The sequence below is a fragment of the Vibrio sp. 1562 genome, assembly GCF_033340155.1.
GTDB classification, from domain to species: Bacteria; Pseudomonadota; Gammaproteobacteria; order Enterobacterales; family Vibrionaceae; genus Vibrio; species Vibrio alginolyticus.
The window spans coordinates 1-21844 of record NZ_JAWOVY010000032.1; the positions used below are offsets into that span (position 1 = coordinate 1).

The 21844-nt window shown below is 42.6% G+C and carries 16 protein-coding genes; 8 read left to right on the forward strand and 8 right to left on the reverse strand.

Annotation, left to right across the window (positions count from 1 at the left end; genetic code table 11):
* Positions 1-148 precede the first annotated feature (148 nt).
* Positions 149-2395, reverse strand: coding sequence for an ATP-dependent nuclease (locus R7Z49_RS21350; RefSeq protein WP_318112011.1), 2247 nt, complete (start codon positions 2393-2395; stop codon positions 149-151).
* 222 nt (positions 2396-2617) lie between these two features.
* The gene (locus R7Z49_RS21355) at positions 2618-3805 is read right to left on the reverse strand and encodes a hypothetical protein (protein ID WP_411913025.1); all 1188 of its coding nucleotides are present in this window, start codon (positions 3803-3805) and stop codon (positions 2618-2620) included.
* Positions 3806-3986: 181 nt separating this feature from the next.
* On the opposite strand from R7Z49_RS21355, the gene R7Z49_RS21360 reads away from it, so the two are divergent.
* From R7Z49_RS21360 to R7Z49_RS21375, 4 genes are all read left to right on the forward strand, one after another.
* Entirely contained in the window at positions 3987-5210 is a 1224-nt protein-coding gene (locus R7Z49_RS21360) for a ParB/RepB/Spo0J family partition protein (RefSeq protein ID WP_254048135.1), read from the forward strand.
* 362 nt (positions 5211-5572) lie between these two features.
* A complete protein-coding gene (locus tag R7Z49_RS21365; RefSeq protein ID WP_318112013.1) occupies positions 5573-5761 on the forward strand; it encodes a hypothetical protein in 189 nt (62 codons plus the stop codon).
* A 337-nt stretch (positions 5762-6098) separates the two neighbouring features.
* Positions 6099-7178 carry a hypothetical protein gene (locus tag R7Z49_RS21370; RefSeq protein WP_101905904.1) on the forward strand — a complete coding sequence of 360 codons (1080 nt, stop codon included), beginning with the start codon at positions 6099-6101 and terminating at the stop codon, positions 7176-7178.
* A 310-nt stretch (positions 7179-7488) separates the two neighbouring features.
* Positions 7489-8301, forward strand: a complete 813-nt coding sequence (locus tag R7Z49_RS21375) for a hypothetical protein (RefSeq protein WP_262660637.1) — start codon at positions 7489-7491, stop codon at positions 8299-8301.
* Between the two features lie 219 nt (positions 8302-8520).
* Here R7Z49_RS21375 and R7Z49_RS21380 read toward each other — a convergent pair whose 3' ends face one another.
* From R7Z49_RS21380 to R7Z49_RS21405, 6 genes are all read right to left on the reverse strand, one after another.
* Positions 8521-8679: a hypothetical protein gene (locus tag R7Z49_RS21380; protein ID WP_318112014.1), complete on the reverse strand. Its 159-nt coding sequence runs from the start codon at positions 8677-8679 to the stop codon at positions 8521-8523.
* 7 nt (positions 8680-8686) lie between these two features.
* A complete protein-coding gene (locus R7Z49_RS21385; protein WP_318112016.1) occupies positions 8687-9106 on the reverse strand; it encodes a hypothetical protein in 420 nt (139 codons plus the stop codon).
* A gap of 5 nt (positions 9107-9111) precedes the next feature.
* Positions 9112-11481 (reverse strand): integrase, encoded by a 2370-nt coding sequence (locus tag R7Z49_RS21390; protein WP_318112017.1) that lies wholly within the window; start codon positions 11479-11481, stop codon positions 9112-9114.
* On the reverse strand, positions 11474-13027 hold the full coding sequence (locus tag R7Z49_RS21395) for a site-specific integrase (RefSeq protein WP_025626614.1): 1554 nt from the start codon (positions 13025-13027) through the stop codon (positions 11474-11476). The genes R7Z49_RS21390 and R7Z49_RS21395 overlap by 8 nt, the downstream gene beginning before the upstream one ends.
* Before the next feature lie 5 nt (positions 13028-13032).
* Positions 13033-14355 (reverse strand): tyrosine-type recombinase/integrase, encoded by a 1323-nt coding sequence (locus R7Z49_RS21400; RefSeq protein WP_025626616.1) that lies wholly within the window; start codon positions 14353-14355, stop codon positions 13033-13035.
* 173 nt (positions 14356-14528) lie between these two features.
* The gene (locus R7Z49_RS21405; protein WP_005381235.1) at positions 14529-15068 is read right to left on the reverse strand and encodes a single-stranded DNA-binding protein; all 540 of its coding nucleotides are present in this window, start codon (positions 15066-15068) and stop codon (positions 14529-14531) included.
* A 277-nt stretch (positions 15069-15345) separates the two neighbouring features.
* Between R7Z49_RS21405 and R7Z49_RS21410 the strand changes: the two genes are divergently transcribed.
* The 4 genes from R7Z49_RS21410 to R7Z49_RS21425 all read left to right on the forward strand — a co-directional run bounded on the left by R7Z49_RS21410 (position 15346) and on the right by R7Z49_RS21425 (position 21843).
* Positions 15346-15990: a LuxR C-terminal-related transcriptional regulator gene (locus R7Z49_RS21410; protein ID WP_005381237.1), complete on the forward strand. Its 645-nt coding sequence runs from the start codon at positions 15346-15348 to the stop codon at positions 15988-15990.
* A gap of 159 nt (positions 15991-16149) precedes the next feature.
* Positions 16150-17022 (forward strand): UTP--glucose-1-phosphate uridylyltransferase GalU, encoded by an 873-nt coding sequence (galU, locus tag R7Z49_RS21415; protein ID WP_005381239.1) that lies wholly within the window; start codon positions 16150-16152, stop codon positions 17020-17022.
* Positions 17023-17171: 149 nt separating this feature from the next.
* The gene (gene uvrA / locus R7Z49_RS21420) at positions 17172-19994 is read left to right on the forward strand and encodes an excinuclease ABC subunit UvrA (RefSeq protein WP_005381241.1); all 2823 of its coding nucleotides are present in this window, start codon (positions 17172-17174) and stop codon (positions 19992-19994) included.
* Positions 19995-20061: 67 nt separating this feature from the next.
* Positions 20062-21843 (forward strand): PglL family O-oligosaccharyltransferase, encoded by a 1782-nt coding sequence (locus tag R7Z49_RS21425; protein WP_132937242.1) that lies wholly within the window; start codon positions 20062-20064, stop codon positions 21841-21843.
* The last annotated feature ends 1 nt before the right edge of the window (position 21844 follow it).

The following is a 21844-nucleotide window of genomic DNA, read 5'->3' on the forward strand; positions in this document are numbered from 1 at the left end:
ATGAGTAGTTTTACAGGCAAAGCCGAAACGGATGATAACCACCTACTGAAGTAGGTGGTTTAGGGCTGAAAATAAAAGAAAACTCTTGGGGTTGTTCAAGTCTAAGTAATTGTAAATTTCTTTATCAACACCAGTTAAAGTTAATGACTCATGCATCTACGGACTCTCCATCAGGCAATTGAGTTGCCAGTTCTGGCTGCCAGTGAAACTCTTGATTAACAGCATCCAGTTGTTTTTCTAACCAATCGAGTCCTTCTTTAATATACTCAGGAACCAATAACTTTTCAGGGTCAACTTCAAAGAGTAAATCCAACGCCATTTTGGCCTTTTCACCTTTTAAGGCATCAAACATTTCTTGACAACATTCCTCTAGGGATTCTTTGTTGGCAGCTTGACTCATTTTTTTCACCATACCTACAGACTTTGAAAAGCCTTTAAACAAATCTAAGTTTGTCAAAGATATGGCATCCTCAAAAGTATAAGGGATCGCTTCTTTTTGAATATAATCTTCACCTACTTTCCAATTAACCTGAATACCGCATTGGTAAGCCGCCCTCACATGCCCCTTAACTTTTTTATCTGATTCTAGTTCCAGAACCTCGTCAAGGCTCATTCCACCTAAATCAAACCAACTTTTTAAGGTGTCACTACCAAAAACTAGTTTTTTTCCTTTTTCAGGTCTTTGCTTGTTACTGTTGGTATCACATGCATCTGTATCTGTATCTGTAATTATTAAGGTCGGTATTTCCAAACGCTCAATTAAAGGCCTTAACTTCTGGGCATGCGCACCACCAATCTCTAAAACAGAAAGATAGCTCTGACGAAGACTTGGGTGATGGTGCTCGATGAAGTGCGGTAGTAGCATTCTTTCCGCCGCTCCTTCAACCAAGATAATCCCATTGGAGAAAAATAAATCACAATGAGTGGTTTTTAAGTATCGAGAGACAAACTTCTTAGTATTTAAAACGTCTGACTCCCGCTCTTTATCAGATGGAAATACATCAGACAAATTAACTACTTCTGCATTTGGAACAGTATTTATAGCATTAGCTGGCTTTCTCTTAAAATATCGTAAATTTTCGAATCCAGCCTCATAAGCAATATAACTGGAATGAGTACTCACAACTAGCTGTGTAGTTAGAGCTGAATCAATCTGATCATACTTTCGCAATACATCGTATGCTTTACGAATAAACACTTGCTGAACTTGAGCATGAAGGTGAGCTTCTGGTTCTTCAATTAAAACCAAATGAATAGGCTCAATAGCAATGTCATCACTGCTCCGCTTTTTTCCACTTTTACCAACTCGTTGCCATCTATCTCGGAAACTTATAAGTCTAAAAATGATATGTATCAGATTCTTATAGCCTAAACCATTGTATTGCTCAGGAAGAGAAAAAGTATGATCTCCAAAATTCTGGTTTCTCACGTCAAAAATAACGGCAGCATCATGCTCTAAGCTATCAATGGGATTAATTCGACTTGATAGTTTGATGTCAGGGTCATTAAATCCGGGGTATCCTAGTTTCTTGATTTCCCCTAAAGTATCTTTAAACGCGACTTCAAGCCTTTGGTCGAATTGTTCCTGAGCAGTTTCAATCGCCTCTAAAGCATCTATATCTTCTGCTTCAGGCAACTCTGTAGGGTTTAAATGCCGACTATAGTAGTCATTGAGCTGAGAGGATAGGCTGGTTGAGGCTTTCCCTATATCGCTGCTAGGGTCAGAAAAGCCTCTAGATGCTTCAATTGTATCAACCTTAAAGACACCAACAAAAGGATCAGAATCGAAAGTAATCGAATCTTGGCTTAAGACCTGTGAACTATGTTCCTTACTGGGATCAAGGAGGTAAGCTTTAATCTCGAAATGCGCCGATAGTTTCTTGCTTAAGTAATCTTTTAGGTCTCGGGGCCAAAGAGATAATTGCTTCCCTTCTGCTTGAAGACTTTCAATCGCAAGCTTTTCACGTAGGTAGTCCTCTCTCAACTTCTCGATATCTTTAGGTTGATAAACTAAACGGACACCTAACGGCTCACCACTCCAATTCAACGTTGGAATTAAATGATCGATTTTATGAACTTCTTTTGTATCTGCACTGAGCCAAACATCGAGTGATGGACAATAAGGTAACCAATCGTAGACATCGATCCCTAGAACTTCGGCTGATGTAGCTGACTGCCAAGATGCTGCAAACTCATTAAAATGTTTCCAATTACTTAAAGTAATATCTGTACTTGATATCTTTTTCTGTTTATCTAGAAAACAAATCAAAGCATCAATTGCTGAAGTCTTGCCACTGTTGTTAGCCCCAACTAGCAATGTCTGGCTATCTGAAAACTCAACTTTGCAATTTTTAAGCTTACGAAAGTTATATATCTCTATAAACTTGATTTTCATCTGTTACCGCCCTCAAGAACTTGTGTTTACCAAGCAACACACCACATTATGAAACAATACGTCTATAATGTGAAAAGTTGAGGATCGTGAGTTCATTTTAAGCTCTAACTCACAATAAACAGATACATTTAGAAATCTATTACCCACTCCACAAATCAAACACCACACAAATTACTTCACACTCGCCACTGCACCTGTGGGCTATTTGAAAGGATAACAAAGTTATCTGATAACCTTCGATTCGAAAACTGCATCGTTGATAACTTTTAGAAAGTACTCCTGCAAACCAAGCCTAAACTGACGTGTAGAGTTTGCGGCATTTTTATAAATACGCCCTTGAGCATCCAGCTCCATTACTGGGCAGTCTTTCCAATGTTTAGCGTTCTTGCTGTAGTCAAGGTTCCCTAGTACTAGCCCTGTACTTTCAAGCTCATCGGGCGACATACCCCCCTTCACTAGTTGATGAATAACGAGACCTAATGATTGCCAAACCTGAGGAGATAGTTGATACCCGGAGCGATTACAGACAAACGATTCTTTCAAAGGCTTCAGCCATCCTCTCATGAATGCTGATATGTTATTCATATAACCACATGCAAGTACCGATGTTAGACTCTCTCCCGATTCCAATGTTATGTCTTTAGGCATCTTACTGTACTCTTGAGTGCCAGCTCCGGCTACCGCACCAACGAGTAACTTAAACAGAACATATTGGGTGGTAATAGTACTCTCAGACACCTTTACGTGTTTAGCATCAAAGTTGACACCACCATAAGACTCGATATCAGTGTCTTTGATTAACTGAAGAATAAATGGGCGCAATGGGAAGTCACTTTCACCAGACAAATTATTACCTTCACTAACATGAGGCAGATTTAGAGCGGTGTCGAAGAGCACGCTTTTTTTAAATAAATGAACGATATCTGCGACATTCAAGCCGACCTCATCATCAAAAATAACCCGAACTTCAACATCTTCCATTGCTAATCGTTGCCGAGCGAGGCTTTTTTGATTGATTTCTTTCACACTTAACCTTGAACTAAACAAGAAAGTCTTAATTCCCAACATTCTGCAAATAGCCACGAAGGTCAGTACATTACCAACAATATGGGTACTGCTCGAATTGAAAGCCAAAGATGACAGACTTCGAGAAGTTCCATCCAAGACAGGCTTTCCCTCAATAGCAAACGTGATAGATAGTGGGGCAAAAACCTCGCCTTTGACCACACGCTCCTCAAGCTCGGCTTGAATAGCATTTACTTTATCTAAGTTTGTTACATTGGTTGCTGCATCAATGATCCACTTCAATTCTGATCTAACATTCTCGGCGGAAAAATAGGCATCAATCGCAACCATCGGCATGGTTGTAATAAGAGTTTTACAAGTTTTGCCCTTAGTCGAAAGCAACATGCCAGTTATTTTTTGTTCTAAGGCTTTCAATTCTTTATATCCAACATCGTGTTTATCGCAGTTTAATTTACAAATAAAATTTGATCCGACATGCGCGTCGGATCAATAATGTTTTGTGAATACTACCTAATTCGTACTCTTGCGCACTATGTTGCCACAGGAAGAACAAAGCATGAAAAACATGACAGAACCACGTATCGGAGATACCGATGCAATCTCAAATGCAGATCTAGAGAACTCGATTGTAAACAGCCTAGTCAGTCACTTTGACGAAAGTGAACGAACTAGCTATCTAGCCAGTTCAACCAGTCTGCTCAAAAACTCGACCGAAACACTTTCCCCCACTCAGCTAGAAGAAATTTTCAAAGAGAACGCTAAGTACTACGCTGGGGTAAAGGCCATACAAACGACGCTTAAACACACCACTATTTTCATTAGCCCTCAGCTAGCGAGAGATATGTTGACGTTTTCTAGTCGAGGCACGGTAAATAAAAAAAACAAAAACAGACGATTGAGCAAAACCAAGGTCGCAAAATATGCAGAGTCGATGCGTCGGGGCGAGTGGTGTCTCACTGGTGAACCAATAATCATATCTAATGAAGGCGAGATCCTGAACGGTCATCATCGATTAGAGGCCGCTTGCGAGGCTTGTGTAGGCTTTATAGCACCTATAACTTATGGCGTTACCGATGATTTGAGTTTTGCACATATCGACGTGGGAAACATACGTTCACGAGCACAAGTTTTAGAGATGGCAGGTGTGACGGTTAGCGCTTCAGTACTTTCTCGCGTCGCCATGCTCGCCAAAGCGTTTGACATGACTAGAAATCCATTCGCCTTTCGTGGGACGCAAGGAACATCGTTTCAACCCGCAGAAATACTTACATATGTGGAAGAGCATAATGAATTAGCACTTTCGGTTCATTTCATCTCAGAAGTGTTTAAAAAGCATCGACTTGAAAGCCAAGCATCTGAAACGATCTATGCGTTCGCACACTACCTAATCAAAAAACAACTATCTGTTTGCGAGTATAAAGAGTTACCTCTTTGTCCCGAAACTTATCTAACTCGTGTAATCTCCTCATTAGGGCTTAGCTCTGAGGAGGATATCGAATATCAGGTTAGGAATTACCTTCAGTCAATTGTTCACGAATCAACATCTTATTCGCTTCTTTGCAAACTATCCGCGATCTTTAAAGGATGGAATGCACATCTCGGTCTTACGATTGCGGGCAACAAGATTTCCGTGCGTCGAGTTGCTCGCTATAAAAAAGATGAAAGTGGGAACAAAATTCCGCTTACCGCTGCTGGTAATATTAACGAGCCATTTACAGTCCCATGCGTACCCAAAGGCCCTACCCCAAAACGAATTCAGAAACAAAGCAATGTCCAAATAAAACAATAAAGATGGTTAGGCAGGCATAGCGTAAGCCTGCCTTCTTAACCCTAGAGAGTAACGATGACATTCGATAAGTAAGGGGATTCTATGAGAGAGCTAGTCCAAGAACTGAGGCTGCTGGATAAAAACGCTTTGCATTTGTTTAAGGTCGATAATGTGAGGATACAAGGGAATTTTGCAGAGTTTGACTTAACTATCCAAACGTCATCCCAGATTTTGAGCCGATGGCTTATAACATGTAAGCACTGCCTAAAAGCTAAGATAGATCACACAAATCTAGCCAGAGAGGTAACAATCAAATACGACATATTCATCGTTGGCAGTAGCTACTTTTCAGGGGCATATTTTGATGCCACGAGGTTAACTTCATGACTTCGGAAGACATACTTCACATAATACAAGACGAGATGGGAGAGAAGGTAATCGCATCGGTCACATTAAGTGATGCCGGAAACCTTATCATCCAGTACGGCGATAAGGTTATGGTTTACAAAACTGCCACCTCGGCAAAGCCTGCATCTGAGCTATTAAAAATAGTGGCTGATTTTATCAACTGATTTCCCCGTCCAACCATGAGAAAGGCCTCCGAAGATGCTTGGGCTTAGATTTGGCCAACAAATAGTTGGTAAGCCTAATAACGTTTTCTAGTGTAGTAACTCATACACGATCTTACACATCCGCTGGTTAATCACGAAAAGACCGCACTGTCAGCCTGAAGGTATACCAACTCACAATTGGACAATTTCGTTTCAGTGACTTTACTAAATTAGTAGAGTATGGATAACTTCAAGTATAGAAAATTCGAAAAACTCAGCCGCTATAATTGGTGGTGCGGTTTAGCATGGCCCCTTTATGATGGACAGTGCTTTAAACGAGGATGGAGATTAAATCGTTATGTTGGTCACTAAAGTAATTAGGCTGTTTGATCGAGTTCAATTCCCACTTCACCATGCTTGGTTGAAGCTTTTATCTGAAGCTATAGATGGCAGCGTGCTCGATAAACCATTACTCGATGAAGCCAACTGTATAACAAGTGCAATGGGTTTAGAGTATGTAGCGATCTTGAATTCATTGCTTGAAGATCACCCTGATGTGTTTAGTGAGTTCTTGAGCCTGAAGGTTTGTGTGAAAAAACGTAAGTCAGTTGAAGGTGCTGAGTTTTCAACGAATATAGAGTTTATCGAGTCAAAACTCGCTAAATATAACACGACAAAAACTCCTCAAGAGCAAAGAATCGAGCAACAAAAAGCACAGGAACAAAAGCTAAAACAGCGGCAAATAGCGTCTGACAAGATGTTTGCAGATCTTAGAGCTAAGTATGATAAGCAATTCATCGACTTCCCCTCACTCAATATTAGTTCGATTCGTAGGCACTCTAAAGCAGCTTATATTCTCACGACTCTCAACAAAGGTATGATCACTGATGCCGACTACTTGTGGCTTAAGCAGAAGGGCTTTGAGAATGATCAGGTGAATAGCATGTATTACCTTCGTCGCGCAGAGAACTCCAAGCGAATATGGAATACGACCAATAAGCCGTGGAACTTGGTTAATGCTCTTGCTGATTATCGTAAAGCAGATAAGGCAAAAACAGCCCTAACCTTGGTGAATAAGCACTTTCCATTCAAATTTGCGAATGGAAATAAGAAGTTAAAATCTGCTTTGCTTACTACGGCTGGCGGTGTTAAACGTGATTTAAATATGCTAGAACAAGCTATCGAATTTGGCATACAGGCTCATGAATTGACTCTACAGGACTACCGCCCATGCACTTTGATTGGTGCGTGCAAAATGTTGAGTGGAGATATCTCCCAAGGTCATGAGTGGTATCAAAAAGCGATTAACCGTGGTTTTGAATCTGATTCTTATGAGCAAGAAATACGCTCTATATATATGCGAGCTAAAGCTAATGACAGAGCAAAAATCAGGAAATTGCTCATGAGTGATGGATGGTGCTACAAGTGGCTCAAATAGTAATTATGACATTTCAAGTTAGATATACTAATAAGACATGCAATAGCATCTAGCTAGCTTTGGGGCATAAGTGTGCCAGCAGTGATAGTTCTGGCACGTCTCTGGACAAAAATGTTTCAGGGACTTTGCTCAATTAGTGAGATACGGATTAGTTTATGTATGGTTAACCTCCAAGTATTTGACCACATTTTTTGACCACTAAAGTCTGTCTTTTTAATTAATTTTGGTGTTAGCCTTAGGAGGAAAAAAAGTCAAAAGCGACTAATCTGAGTTATGTGGTTGGTAAGTTCATAACAGAAGGGTAATAAAAATGGAAAGTAAACGAACTTTTACTGAGGAGCTATGGGAGGCGTATCAGAAATCTAAGAAACCGATTGCCTACTTGGTAATGTTGTCAATTGTAGCAATAGAATCATTGCCCTCCAATGTCATACCCGACTCAATTTATCATAGTTCACTATTTGCAGCTGGTTTGATTCTTGGCCTAATCATTCTTCAAATATTGTTTGAAATTTATGACAAGGTAACTGAGGACAAAAACTTGTCCATCATGAATACGGATGAGCTGCTCACCAAGATTTACGGGCTAGCGAATGATGAAAAAGAGGTTTCAATCAAGTACATAGGAATTGCTGGCAGATATGGTTGGGCTACAGTCATTTCAAGAATGCTAGATTCTAATTCAGATTACTCCTTAGCTGGCAAAAAGCTAAATATATCAATGGCTCTATTATCACCCGAGTATCAACAAGAGCATCATGATATATACGCAAGGTTTATCAATAATACCCAAGGTACTAAGGACGAAGTTATTAAAGCTATTGAGGCAAAAAAACAAGGACAAAATGTAGAGCTTTCACTCTATAAACACATGCCAAATGTAATTGGTTTCCTTATTAACGACAACTACTTGTTTATAACTTTTGCCCGTTGGGGTGAGCATCATGGCGAATTTTCATTACGTGGTGGAGGCGCTGATAAGTATTTTGTTTATGACAAAAATGATGATTTCGGTGGCTCGGAAATGATCGAAATTTTCGACGGTTGGTTTAAACGTTGTACTTGTAGTTCATCTGAGACTATTCGGAGCAACAATGTAACTTCAATAGCAAATAAAGCATAGAGTTCAGTTTAGGGGCTATGCTCACTATGTTTTCTTGTTTAGTCGCAACAACTGCGATTGTAGTGGATAAAATTTTAGTCATTAGGAAAAGTAAGTCCATCGATTAGTATTGAAATCTGGGTTAGTCCTCTACTAGCACACTTTGGGGCAGAATCGATTTAGAATGACCTGTCAGATCTAGTCACATCGAGGTAAAGAAACTGACAGATTACATTCAGACTAATTCACTATACGCCTAGAAACTTCTGTTCTATTTAGTTTTACACCACAGCTCATTTCTGCCACATCCGTGGCAGACTGTATTTCTTTCCATAACATAAATTTAGCTAATTTTTCATCAGCTTGCGAGCCTTGAACTTCCGTAGTTGCTTTGCTCATTGAGCACTCACTTTTCTTGTTTAGTTTCCAATGGTTCGTTTAGTTGCTCAATCGTAATTCCATGCTGGGTGGCGTTGTACAACCAAGTATGGAATTGTTCAAGTAGTCGGTTGTTCTCGGCTTCAAGTCGCGCAATGGTTCGATCCCGTCTTTCTATTTGATCAGCCGCAGCCTTCAAACTGGATGGCAGCGGCCTATTGCGCGCAGCAACAGCCTTAGGAGAATTACCCGAGACAAGCGTCTTAACCTCAGTAAATGCGCGCTTGATACGTACCTGCTTTTGCAATGTTTGCCTAGTGGTAGAAAGCTTGTAATCTTGTGCGACAGCCTCTACCAACCTATCCCATGTGAGCTTAGAGTCCATAGGCCAATCATCCAGAAGTTCACAAACATTGCTAATATCCGAGTCTGTTAAGTGTTTAGCCACAATAATCAATCCTCAAAAAAATCTATTGCATCCATTTCATCTAAAGCATCAAATAGTTCGTCATCAAATGATTCTGGATTGCTCTCAATACCAATCATTTCATCAACCGTGACGGTAACCTTCTGGCTCTCTTTGATGCGCTGAAAGTTTTCAATCTTAGGTAAACGCTTTTTACCATTCGCATCCATAGCACGATCCAACTGGGTAACATCCTCTACGTTAAGCAGCTTGATTAGAGAACCATCCTCGATATTTGGGTCTTCCATCATGGCAAGCAGTTGCTCACAGCGCTCTGTGGTCAGTTTCCTGCGCTCATAGAACTGCCTAGCCCCTTGAACACCATCATCAACCGCTTTTTTGTCCATTTTGAGAAGTCTTTTCTCCTCTTTTAGCCGCTTACGAATGCGCTCACATTTGCCGTCATCGCCTTTTTCACAAACTTGCTGGTCGCAGTTAATACAGTCGCGATATTTAGTGCAAACCTCTTCCATGTAGGACGTCACACACATGCCAAATTCGTTTGTATGTGCGGTTAAAGCCGTCTTCGTGTTCAGCTCTTGCACTGTTCTTGGTGTCGCCACCTGCACCTGAATTTGTGTAGTACCTGTTGTTGGATTCTCCATCAACCCCTGTGAGACAAGGTCTGCCTCTCGGTCTTCAATAAAGTCCGCACCATACTCCTCAGGAGTTGTGTGGTCGTAATAACGATTGTGCCTAGGATCGCTTCGCATCGCCCAATTAGCACGTTGCTCTCCATCCATACCATTGACTGCCGCCATGGTGTCTAACATATGACGAATCTGATGCGAAGTTATGATCAAATCACCATGCCCCCAACGCTGAAAAACCGAACGCACACCTGTCGCTAGCTCCCCTGTGGTTCTGTTCTTTTTTTTCGTTGGGGCAAGGTCTTCATTCAACGTATTAATGGTCGGAATGTACAACTCGGTAGAAATGGTTGATTTTGCAGTGTCCAAGCAATTAGCAAATCCAGCATACAAAGCCTCTGACCATTTAACCTTTACATGCCCATTCCCCCTATTAAACGGTATATAAGGGAAGTCCTTTGGAAGACCTTTTCGAAGGATTACATTTAAATCTCGGAGCGTAACTTGGTAATCTTCACGTAAGATCCCCTTACGCTTTAGGAAATGGTTTCTAGATGTTCGCCATTTCCTGCGATTTTTTGCATCAGAAAGGTCACCATACCCTGACGAATCCAACCCAAGTGCCATTGCAGCTTCATCCATAGTTAGGAGTTGGTCTTCAGGGACGTCAGGACAAAGCTCGTGCCGTGGAAAGCACGAACTTTCTTCTAGCATCTTTGCAAACTTTCGTGCAGGCTCTGATTTTGCTCTCAAACGCTCTACAGCAGCTTCTACAACACCGTACATACACGTAGGAATCCACTTGTGTGCGTGCCCAAAGTCCTTACCCGAATACCATTTTATGCCTTTAATTTGGATGGTTGCGGTAAGGTCTAGCTCTTCATCGTCAGCATCCTGAGAGTCTTCGGTTTCATTCCCAGCCCTGTCAAATACGGCACCATTGTCAGCCTCAAATACAATATCGTTCTCTTTTTGGTATTTAAGAATTTCCTTAACATCCTCCTTAGTAAAACCATCAATTTTTAGCACTTCCCAAACTTTCAGCTCATCGGTATGAATAGGGTCGGAAAGCAAGTACAGAGGCTCTGAACCACGGTTTGGGGCTGCCAGCAACAAGGTCATCGTAGATGTCGTGAAAATATCCCGAGGACTTAAGTCTTCTGTTTTTTGAGCATTGACGGAAGCGAGAGCCATCAACGCATTTTCGTCAGGCATTTTGTCTTGCCTTCTCTTGTCAGCATCATCCCCTGTTGCATTTTCAGCAGGCTTTTTGAGTCCACTCTTCCACTTAAATGGCTTTACTAATTTGTACTCAATCAAGAAGTTGATAAGATTATTTAAACCACGCCCAGCCTGATAAGCAGCTCCTGCACTTAACGATTCCTTAGCTGCGCGCTGAGCTGCATCAAAGTCCTTCCCCGTAAGCTTGGTGGTTTCAAAATCTTCGCCTTTGTGTAACCGCTGCCAAGCTGCATTGATTGCTCGTAAGGCTTGGAATTTAACGTTGATGCCTGCTTTGGTTCCGCCGCCATAGGTAACGTAAGCTTTTGCAAAGGGAATTAAAGATTCATCCAGTAACTCATCTGGATTTTTTTGTCGACTATTGGCCCCAAAAATGGTGAAGTTACCTACTTTAGGCCAGTAATTTTCATCGTAGACATACTCATCGTATAATGGCGCTATCTGACGTCCTAATTCGATGAAATCGGCTTGGTTTTTCGTATACTCAAGCTCATGCTTAGGCTTAAAAATCAATACATCAGCCATTGTTATACTCCCTACATAGCTGGATTACTTGGCATACCGCTAGAATGGCATTGTCATTGATTGCAACGATTTGCATGTCACCATTGGCATCTACTTTTAATCGATCTCGCTCTTCAACCAACCATTCGAGGATCAGGTGATGCGGAGCATGTGCCCATGGACGGAATTTAGGGCATAAATAGCAAGCGATAGGGGCATAATCTTGGCAAAAACTGCTTGAGCCACAAGAGCCGACCTCACAGTCTTTTTCTCGACAAGGAATGCGTGCCGCACCTGCATTTTCTGTATTGGCTTCAGCCTCGTCTTCAACCAGTTTGCCTGCGAAAGCAGAGGCATACCGAGCTAGCGGTTGGTTCATGATTTTTGAAATATGCACTGCATGCTCAGGGGCGTTAGCAACATACACTTTTACATTTTGCGTATCAGACTGGTCAAGCAAGTTGGCAATAGTAAGTATACCAGCCCCCTCCCTAGCAGCTCTGGAACCCAAGGTGTAGCGAAAACGGTAGCTTGTTGATTTTAAAGGTTTGCCAGTTCGCTCACTGATGACTTTCAGCTTTGTGACCGCACTGTTTAGCTTACTCGTTAGGTTGCTTGTTTTAATATGCGGCAGTTCGGATTTGAGATAGTCCATTAATGAATCTGGAGGTATTGATTGAATCTCTACAGTGGTGCCAACATCGATAAACAAAGGTAGTTCACCTTTTTCTTCAAGCGTCATTTTCCGCCCTAAAGCAGCTTCCACCTTAGCTGTTTGCTCTTTGATATGCAGCTCAACAACCTGTGCGACCGAATTCACTAAAGCATAAGGCTTTAGGATACTACGGAACTTCCCTCCACGTACTTTTGCCCTAGGAATCAGCACCACATACGTTGGAGATCCGGTATAATTGGTCGAATAAGAAAAATCTTTACACTTGATAGATGCAATCTGAACAGGACGACGACCGGACGCCTTAAACATCGAGAGACAAGCATACTCATCTGTTCTAAGTGCTCCTTCAGCATATCGATGAGCAGCATGTAAACCAATTGCTTGAAACTCTAAATCACTGAATGGCCCTGTTTCAGGGTCAAGAGTAAGTACAGCTACCCCTTTATCATTGCCACCTAAACTCCATTGATCAGTCAGCTTAAACACTGCATCATCAATATGTTTATCCAGCCCCAAATAGCGCATCTGGCGGATCATCCCTCTCAATACAGACACTCTGTACCAATCTTTCTTAGGTATTTTGTTTTTAAATGATGCAAAGCCTTTCTCGGTCAGATCATTTTCACCAGTAAGCTTTTGATAAAAGTTCAGAGTTTTTGCGATATTGCTAGTATGATTAGCGGATGCTGTCTCGGCATAAAACACCAATGTTTCAAGAATGTCATCTCGTAACGGCTGTACAAACGAATCTAAGCAATCCACCAATACAGTGACATTCCGATTGAGAGTCCATCGGTCAGAAAGGTAATTAAACTCAAAGCCATTGTATGAGATACATGTTGTTACCTTGCTTTCGTTAGCAAAGTCAAAATTCACATGATGGTGATTCATTTTTATTATTCCCCTGTCCAAACATCTTCATCACGTTGTTGGACGATTGAATTTATGGTGGTTGATTCTTCTTCTTGAAGGTCTAACGCCATGTCCATTGCACGTTTATCATCATGTCGTTTTGAGTAACGTTTTGCGCTACTGGAATCTTCGCTCCAGCCCATCAATTTTCGCCTATCGGCTTCCGACTTAGCTTCCGTTGTTTTTCCTTCGGCAATGCGTTTATCTGCAAACCCACTGAATTCATCATTCCACGTATGACGTATCCTATGGGGGTGTACCCTAAAGCCAACCACCTCAGAAATCTCACGAAAAATCTTATTTACCTGAGCCATTGATAAGGCGGTGTTGGTTTGCACCTTATGGTTGTGAGTAACGAACAAGTACTCGATATGCTCAGAACCAGTTGCATTAGGGCGGTGATGGATAAGGTAGCTTTCATACATATCGACCAAACGTTTATCCATTGGGACTAGTCTCCCCACGGTCTTCCCTTCTGGTCTGTGCTTGCGTTTGTCGTTGTTGTCAGTTTGTGATCGGATCATAACGAAGTAACGACCGTCTTTGCCACGCTTTCTGATATCAGATTGATTGCTGTCCGTTTTTACTCTGATTTTAAGCAGTTCTCCACGGCGACAGCCAATTGCAAAAAACATGTTTACGATAAGTTGATTGCGATATCGAACAGATTCTGATTTCCAAGGATTCTCTGAGGAGTCTGGGTGAACCACATCAAGGACTCGAATTTTTTCAATTGGCTCTAGAGAGCGCCAGTCTCCCCAATCAAGAGCTTCATCACTGGTGCCAAACTTGTCACCCCTGATTTTCTTGAGTTCGATCTCAGCCGTGGAATCTTTAGAGGGAAACAATTCTTCTTCGAGCCAACCAATAAATTGCGCAAACACAGTTAGTCGGTTGTATGTCGTGTGGGGGGAGATGTCCCCTTCAGGGTTGACGACAAAATTGGCTCTTGCCGTTTCAAGTTTATTTTCCTTGATGCTCACAACATTAGAGGATTTACGTCTCGCAACCATTTCACGGAATGACGCTACTGTTAGCTTTGAGTGTTTCTTAATATTCTCAAACTCTTTCTTGGTCAGAAAATCACCCGTTTTACATCGTTCAATCAAGTCAATATTTTCAAACCGACAAATTTCCTCAAGAAAGCTAAGGTGATCAAAAACACGAGAACAGGTGTTACTTGCTTTTGATTGATTTCGGTAATGCAGGGTGACAAAGAGGTTATGGTAAGGCAATGGCATACCATCCTCACCTAAAAGAATTGAGTAGCTTTCTCCACTCGCCATTTGAAATGCTTTTGTCTTCATTCTGTCCTTAAACTCAATAAACTTAACAAATTCTCAAGGTAACCCCGAACTACAAAATTAGCATAAAAAAAGTTTACAGAAGTTGCAAGACTCACTGTAAACTTTTTATCTCAAACCCTTGTTATATTTAATTTAAATAATCAAACTTAACAAAACTAGGTCTCAGGTAAACCTCAGAACGGGATATCGTCGTCAAAATCCATTGGTGGCTCATTGTACTGCTGCTGTGATTGCTGCGGAGCCTGTTGTTGTGGTTGCTGTTGCTGAGGCGCATTGTACTGCTGCTGAGCTGGCTGTTGAGGCTGACCCCATCCACCTTGTTGCTGCTGTTGACCGCCCATAGGTGCGCCGCCACCTTGAGCACGACCGCCAAGCATTTGCATCACACCATTGAAGCCTTGAACAACGACTTCCGTTGAGTAGCGATCTTGGCCACTTTGATCTTGCCATTTGCGAGTTTGCAGTTGCCCTTCAATGTAAACTTGAGAGCCTTTACGCAAGTACTCACCTGCTACTTCCGCAAGTTTGCCGAACAACACAACACGGTGCCATTCCGTTTTTTCGCGCTGTTCGCCAGTCGCTTTATCACGCCATGAATCAGAAGTCGCAATAGTAATGTTTGCTACTGCACCGCCATTCGGCATGTAACGAATTTCAGGGTCGTTACCTAGATTCCCCACCAAAATAACTTTGTTAATTCCACGGCTGGCCATGATGTGCTCCGTTTCACTCTGGATATATAAAATTTTAGCGCATTAGAATAGCACGCTTTAATGTTTTGATTAAAGTCTAATACCATTGTGATCTATTGAGTCACCCTCTAGAACCCAAATCGTATTTCAACTTACGTGTGTAGCATTTTTGATTCGCGTTGCAGACATCGTTTCGTGAAGCTTTGAATTCGAACGCATTTATTCAGTAAAGCGATGGTTATGGCCTCTCTTTAATGCCAGTTTATGGCTTCTATTGAACCCAGGGAGATTGGAACACGTGAGAAAGTCGGCTTACGCAAGAAAGCTATTTCTGATCAGTATGGAAGATAATGCGCAAAAAAAAGTGGCGGCACTCGAAAAGTACGTTGATATGAGCATCCCGGTGATTTCAACCGCAGCACTCATGGAAGCCAAGCCACAACACCGTAATAAAATTCTACTGATCGACTTCAGTGAACATAAATCACTTGTTCAATCGATCAAAAACTTGCCTCTTGTATGGAAAAACTTTGAAACCGTTGTCTTCAACGTGCCTAAAAGACTAACCACGGATGAACTTCTTTCATTTGGTCAATTAAAAGGTGTGTTTTATTCTGAAGATACGCTAGAGCAAATTGGAGAAGGGTTAAAAGGCATTGTTAACGGTCAAAACTGGCTGCCGCGTAATGTAACCAGTCAACTTTTACACTATTACCGCAATGTCATTAATACTCATACTGCACCAGCTACGGTAGACCTAACCATTCGTGAGCTACAAGTACTACGTTGCCTACAAGCTGGCGCCTCGAACAGTCAGATGGCCGAGGAGTTATTCGTCAGTGAATTCACCATCAAATCGCACTTGTATCAGATATTCAAAAAGCTATCCGTAAAGAACCGAGTACAGGCAATCGCCTGGGCAGACCAAAACTTAATGTCATGATGCAATGTGAGCGGCTCTGATAACTGAAATGACAAGTCGCTCATCTTTTTTCCGCACCGAGTCTCACATTTTTTCCTACTTTATTCATGATTCATTGATACCTCTCGTGTTAAAGTTATACGCAGATTCTTGATAAAAACGAGATAGGATATTCCCCCAATGATAAAAAAATGTCTGTTCCCTGCTGCAGGCTATGGCACACGCTTCCTACCGGCAACGAAATCTATGCCAAAAGAGATGATGCCAGTCGTGAACAAACCGCTTATTGAATACGGTGTCGAAGAAGCAATCCAAGCTGGTATGAACGGCATGTGTATTGTGACAGGTCGTGGCAAGCACTCGATCATGGACCACTTTGATAAGAACTACGAACTGGAACATCAGATTAGCGGTACCAACAAAGAAGAGCTGTTGGTAGATATCCGTGAAATCATTGAATCTGCAAACTTCACTTATATACGTCAACGCGAAATGAAAGGCTTGGGCCACGCGATTCTAACTGGACGAGAATTGGTAGGCGATGAGCCATTTGCTGTTGTTCTTGCTGATGACCTTTGTGTGAACGAGCAAGAGGGCGTACTGGCTCAGATGGTGGCACTATTTAAGCAGTTCCGCTGTTCTATCGTTGCAGTACAAGAAGTACCAGCCGAAGAAACACACAAATACGGCGTTATCTCTGGTGAAATGATCAAAGACGACATCTATCGCGTAGACGACATGGTAGAAAAACCAGAGAAAGGCACGGCACCTAGCAACCTTGCTATCATTGGCCGCTACATCCTGACTCCCGATATTTTTGAACTGATTGAAAACACCGAACCAGGTAAAGGTGGTGAAATTCAAATCACTGACGCGCTGCTAAAACAAGCAAAAGCGGGCTGTGTATTGGCTTACAAATTCAAGGGCAAACGCTTTGACTGTGGTAGCGTTGAAGGTTACATCGAAGCAACTAACTATTGTTTTGAAAACCTGTATCTAAAAGATGAAAAAACCTCTGAGCTAGGTAAGCACGCAACACAAAAAGCAGTATAAAGCATCGTTGTAGTACGAAATTACTGTATCGAAAGCCCAGCACAACGCTGGGCTTTTTACTTTACTGTTTTTTTATCCAGTAATTTTCTTTGCACATTTCTCACACTATGTAATACTTGCCCCACTTGGTTATACATAGAGCAAAAACGATGGATAAAATAGAAGTTCGCGGTGCCCGAACCCATAACCTTAAAGACATTAATCTTACAATCCCTCGCGATAAACTGATTGTCATTACTGGACTAAGTGGCTCCGGTAAATCCTCTCTCGCTTTCGATACATTGTATGCAGAAGGCCAACGACGCTACGTAGAGTCTCTCTCTGCCTACGCTCGTCAGTTTTTGTCTCTGATGGAAAAACCCGATGTCGACCACATTGAAGGGTTATCACCCGCGATTTCTATTGAACAGAAATCTACTTCTCATAACCCGCGTTCAACCGTCGGTACAATTACCGAAGTCTACGACTACTTACGTCTATTGTATGCTCGTGTGGGCGAACCCCGCTGTCCAACGCACCATGCCCCTCTTGCTGCGCAAACCATCAGTCAAATGGTGGACAAAGTCCTAGAGATGCCGGAAGGCAGCAAAATGATGCTATTGGCACCTATTGTCAAAGAACGTAAAGGTGAGCATGTTAAAACGCTTGAGAACTTAGCGGCTCAAGGCTTTATTCGTGCGCGTATTGATGGAGAAACTTGCGATCTTTCCGACCCTCCAACCCTTGAACTACATAAAAAGCACACCATTGAAGTTGTGGTAGACCGCTTTAAAGTTCGTCCAGACTTACAACAGCGCTTGGCCGAATCTTTCGAGACCACGCTCGAATTATCAGGCGGAATTGCGGTTGTCGCGCCAATGGATGGCGACGGTGAAGAGATTATTTTCTCCGCCAACTTCGCTTGTCCACAATGTGGTTACAGTATGCAAGAGTTAGAGCCGCGACTTTTCTCATTCAACAACCCTGCTGGTGCATGTGGCACTTGTGATGGCTTGGGTGTTCAACAATACTTCGATCCAAGCCGAGTCATTCAAGATGATTCATTAAGCTTGGCACAAGGTGCGATTCGCGGTTGGGATCAAAAGAACTACTACTACTTCCAAATGCTCACCTCATTGGCCGATCATTATGGTTTTGACCTCCATGCCCCTTTTAATTCTCTGCCAAAGAAAACGCAAGATGTCATTCTAAAGGGCTCAGGTCGTACTGAGATTGAGTTTAAATACATCAACGATCGTGGCGATATTCGCGTTAAACGCCATCCATTCGAAGGTATTCTGAATACCCTAGAACGTCGCTATCGTGATACAGAATCCAACTCTGTCCGTGAAGAGCTTGCAAAATACATCTCCACTAAATCTTGTTCAAGCTGTGGCGGTACTCGTCTACGCCTCGAAGCACGTAACGTGTTTATTGCTGATACGACACTACCTGAGATTGTTGAACTCAGCATTGCTGATGCATTGGAGTTCTTCCATTCCTTGAAACTGGAAGGTCAACGAGCCCAAATCGCTGAAAAAGTGATGAAGGAAATCAACGACCGCCTGCAATTCTTAGTTAACGTCGGTTTGAACTACCTAAACTTATCACGCAGTGCAGAAACCTTATCAGGCGGTGAAGCTCAACGTATTCGTTTAGCAAGCCAAATTGGGGCCGGTCTTGTTGGTGTGATGTATGTTCTGGACGAACCGTCGATTGGTCTCCACCAGCGTGATAATGAACGCTTATTAAAAACGCTCACTCATTTGCGCGATTTAGGTAATACCGTACTTGTGGTAGAACACGATGAAGATGCGATTCGCTGTGCAGATCATGTCATAGATATTGGTCCTGGTGCTGGCGTACATGGTGGTAATGTTGTTGCGGAAGGCACCATGGAAGAGATAGTCGCGAATCCGAATTCTCTGACAGGTCAGTACTTAAGTGGTGTTAAAGAAATCGCAGTACCGAAAGATCGCACGCCGCGAGATCCGAAAAAAACGGTTGAGCTATTAGGCGCTACAGGTAATAACCTTAAAAACGTTAACCTTTCAATTCCTGTTGGGTTATTCAGCTGTATTACAGGAGTATCTGGCTCAGGTAAATCAACGCTGATTAATGATACTTTCTTTAAAATTGCGCATACCCAACTTAACGGAGCGACAACGGCTCAGCCTTCACCTTATAAATCGATTAAAGGTCTAGAGCACTTCGATAAAGTCATCGATATCGATCAAAGCCCAATTGGCCGTACACCTCGCTCTAACCCTGCAACCTATACGGGGATCTTTACACCAATCCGTGAACTGTTTGCAGGCACACAGGAGTCGCGTTCTCGCGGTTACAAACCGGGCCGTTTTAGTTTTAACGTGCGCGGTGGTCGTTGTGAGGCCTGTCAGGGTGACGGTGTTATCAAAGTAGAAATGCACTTCCTACCAGATGTTTATGTGCCATGTGATGTGTGTAAAGGTAAACGCTACAACCGTGAAACGCTCGAAGTACGTTACAAAGGTAAAACTATTGATGAAGTGCTAGAAATGACGGTCGAAGATGCACGCACCTTCTTCGATCCAGTTCCTGCCATCGCTCGCAAACTACAAACACTGATGGATGTGGGTTTGTCGTACATACGATTGGGTCAAGCGGCAACAACACTCTCCGGTGGTGAAGCACAGCGTGTGAAACTGGCGCGAGAGCTATCCAAACGTGATACAGGAAAAACCTTGTACATTTTGGATGAACCAACAACCGGCTTGCACTTCCATGATATCCAGCAGTTGCTCACTGTACTGCACAGACTTCGCGACCACGGAAACACTGTCGTGGTGATCGAGCATAACCTGGACGTCATTAAGACTGCGGACTGGATTATCGATCTTGGTCCTGAAGGGGGTCAAGGTGGCGGCGAGATAATCGCTCAAGGCACTCCGGAAGATGTGTCGCAAATCGAGGGTTCGCACACAGCTCACTTCCTCAAGCCTATGTTGAAGTAGAAAAAACAGGTAAAGTATCGAGACCAGCAAGTGCTGGTCTTTTTTCATTCAAAACAACGCAATAACTATGGCTACTATACATGTAAGTGGAACAAAGCTTTCTCCCGAAAAAGTACAGGTTCCCCTCAATCGCAAGTTTCTCATTGCCTTGGCAACACTATTTGTGTTGGCAATGCACTTTTTCATGCCCAACCCCGGCGGTTCGGGGCTTTCGCTTTCGTTCAATGCGACAACTTGGATTGCTTTTAGCTTTGCATTAGGCATTGGGTGTTACCAACTAGCGAATAATCGAGTGCTACGTTACTCAAAACTAACCATCGGCTTGTTCATTAGTGCTCTTATCATGACAGTGCCCATTCTGTACCCAAATGCGAATAGCAGCTTGGCAGCCAATAAGCTCATAGGCCTGTGGTGTGGTGTCCTGTTCTTTATTGTTTTACAACAATTTCATTTCAGTAATAAACATCGCCAACGCCTATTATGGTTCATTGTCCTTGCGGTTGTTATCGAAGCCATTTTTGGTCTGACACAATATCTGTATCTCAAACCAGGCAATCCGTTTGGTTACGACACGGTGGCCAATCGTCCTTATGGTATTTTCCAACAGCCCAATGTAATGGCCAGTTTTCTTGCGACAGGGTTGGTGATTGCCAGCTATTTACTTGCACGTCAGCCCTACAAATACGATCGTAAGTTAAGCGATGTTTACCTTCTCTATGCCGTACCAGTTTTAACTTTACCACTAATTGTGGCGTTGGCTTCACGCACTGGTTGGTTAGCCTCGGTCATCGCCGTGTTGTTGGTCATTCCATACATGTACCGCTTTGCAACCAAAGGGCGCTTTATCCGCTGGGTTGTGTCACTTGTAAGTGGGCTCTTACTCTCTGTCGTTGTCATGCATCTTGCCTTTCCTGATGGAGGTAGGTTAGCCGCAGAAAAAGTAAATATGGAGTCTCCTCGAGCGTATACTTTTCCGCAAACATTAGACATGGTGATTGAAAAGCCTTTTACTGGTTATGGATATGGCAAGTTTGAATCTGAGTACATGCTGTATACGGCTCGTCAACATGCCCTAAATGAGAATTACCCAGCAGGTTTGCCAGCCATGGATCATCCGCATAATGAGCTACTTTACTGGGGAGTAGAAGGTGGCTTGCTGCCAATAATCGGCATCTTCTTAGCGATGGCACTGGTACTGTATCGAATCTATCAAGCCAAACGCGGAACTCGTCTTGCGTTGCTGGCCTTGTTTATACCTATCGTATTGCACTCACAACTGGAATACCCTTTCTACCACTCTCTCGTGCATTGGTTGATCTTCGTTATCCTACTGTACTGGGTCGATCAGCGCGTCTCTCGTTATCGACAAGTCGGCTTTAGTAATGTGACCAAAAGCTTGCTGCGTGTTTTTAGTTTGGTACTTCCCGTTGCGTTTACGTTTTACATGGTAAGCGCATTACATACGAACTATGTATTGACGAAGTTTGAGACCACTAGACCAACTAACCCTGATATTCTGAATCAAGTCAGTAACCCTGTGGTTTGGAAAGACAGGTTTGATTGGGATGTCTATAGCACGTTTTTAAACCTTGGGCTGTACCAACAAGACGCAACCTTGATTCAGCCTTATATCGATTGGTCGCTAAAAATCATCAAAGATAAGCCTCGCCCTGCATTTTATAATAATTTGATTTTGGCCTACCAAGGCTTAGATGACTCAAGTAAAGCGGAGCAAATTAGAGCTGAAGCGCAGTTTTTGTTCCCGAAGATTGATTTCAGTGACGTCAATTACCAACCACCTTCTCAAGCAATCTCTGCCTCACCAGCCCCCACTTCAGGTGCAGAGTAAT

Excerpts from the sequence above, each read along its gene's own strand:
- R7Z49_RS21425 (WP_132937242.1), top strand. The coding sequence starts at position 20,062 with ATGGCTACTATACATGTAAGTGGAACAAAGCTTTCTCCCGAAAAAGTA.
- galU (WP_005381239.1), top strand. The coding sequence starts at position 16,150 with ATGATAAAAAAATGTCTGTTCCCTGCTGCAGGCTATGGCACACGCTTC.
- R7Z49_RS21390 (WP_318112017.1), bottom strand. The coding sequence starts at position 11,481 with ATGGCTGATGTATTGATTTTTAAGCCTAAGCATGAGCTTGAGTATACG.
- R7Z49_RS21405 (WP_005381235.1), bottom strand. The coding sequence starts at position 15,068 with ATGGCCAGCCGTGGAATTAACAAAGTTATTTTGGTGGGGAATCTAGGT.
- R7Z49_RS21350 (WP_318112011.1), bottom strand. The coding sequence starts at position 2,395 with ATGAAAATCAAGTTTATAGAGATATATAACTTTCGTAAGCTTAAAAAT.
- R7Z49_RS21365 (WP_318112013.1), top strand. The coding sequence starts at position 5,573 with ATGACTTCGGAAGACATACTTCACATAATACAAGACGAGATGGGAGAG.
- R7Z49_RS21400 (WP_025626616.1), bottom strand. The coding sequence starts at position 14,355 with ATGAAGACAAAAGCATTTCAAATGGCGAGTGGAGAAAGCTACTCAATT.
- uvrA (WP_005381241.1), top strand. The coding sequence starts at position 17,172 with ATGGATAAAATAGAAGTTCGCGGTGCCCGAACCCATAACCTTAAAGAC.
- R7Z49_RS21380 (WP_318112014.1), bottom strand. The coding sequence starts at position 8,679 with ATGAGCAAAGCAACTACGGAAGTTCAAGGCTCGCAAGCTGATGAAAAA.
- R7Z49_RS21395 (WP_025626614.1), bottom strand. The coding sequence starts at position 13,027 with ATGAATCACCATCATGTGAATTTTGACTTTGCTAACGAAAGCAAGGTA.
- R7Z49_RS21375 (WP_262660637.1), top strand. The coding sequence starts at position 7,489 with ATGGAAAGTAAACGAACTTTTACTGAGGAGCTATGGGAGGCGTATCAG.
- R7Z49_RS21370 (WP_101905904.1), top strand. The coding sequence starts at position 6,099 with ATGTTGGTCACTAAAGTAATTAGGCTGTTTGATCGAGTTCAATTCCCA.
- R7Z49_RS21355 (WP_411913025.1), bottom strand. The coding sequence starts at position 3,805 with ATGTTGCTTTCGACTAAGGGCAAAACTTGTAAAACTCTTATTACAACC.
- R7Z49_RS21360 (WP_254048135.1), top strand. The coding sequence starts at position 3,987 with ATGACAGAACCACGTATCGGAGATACCGATGCAATCTCAAATGCAGAT.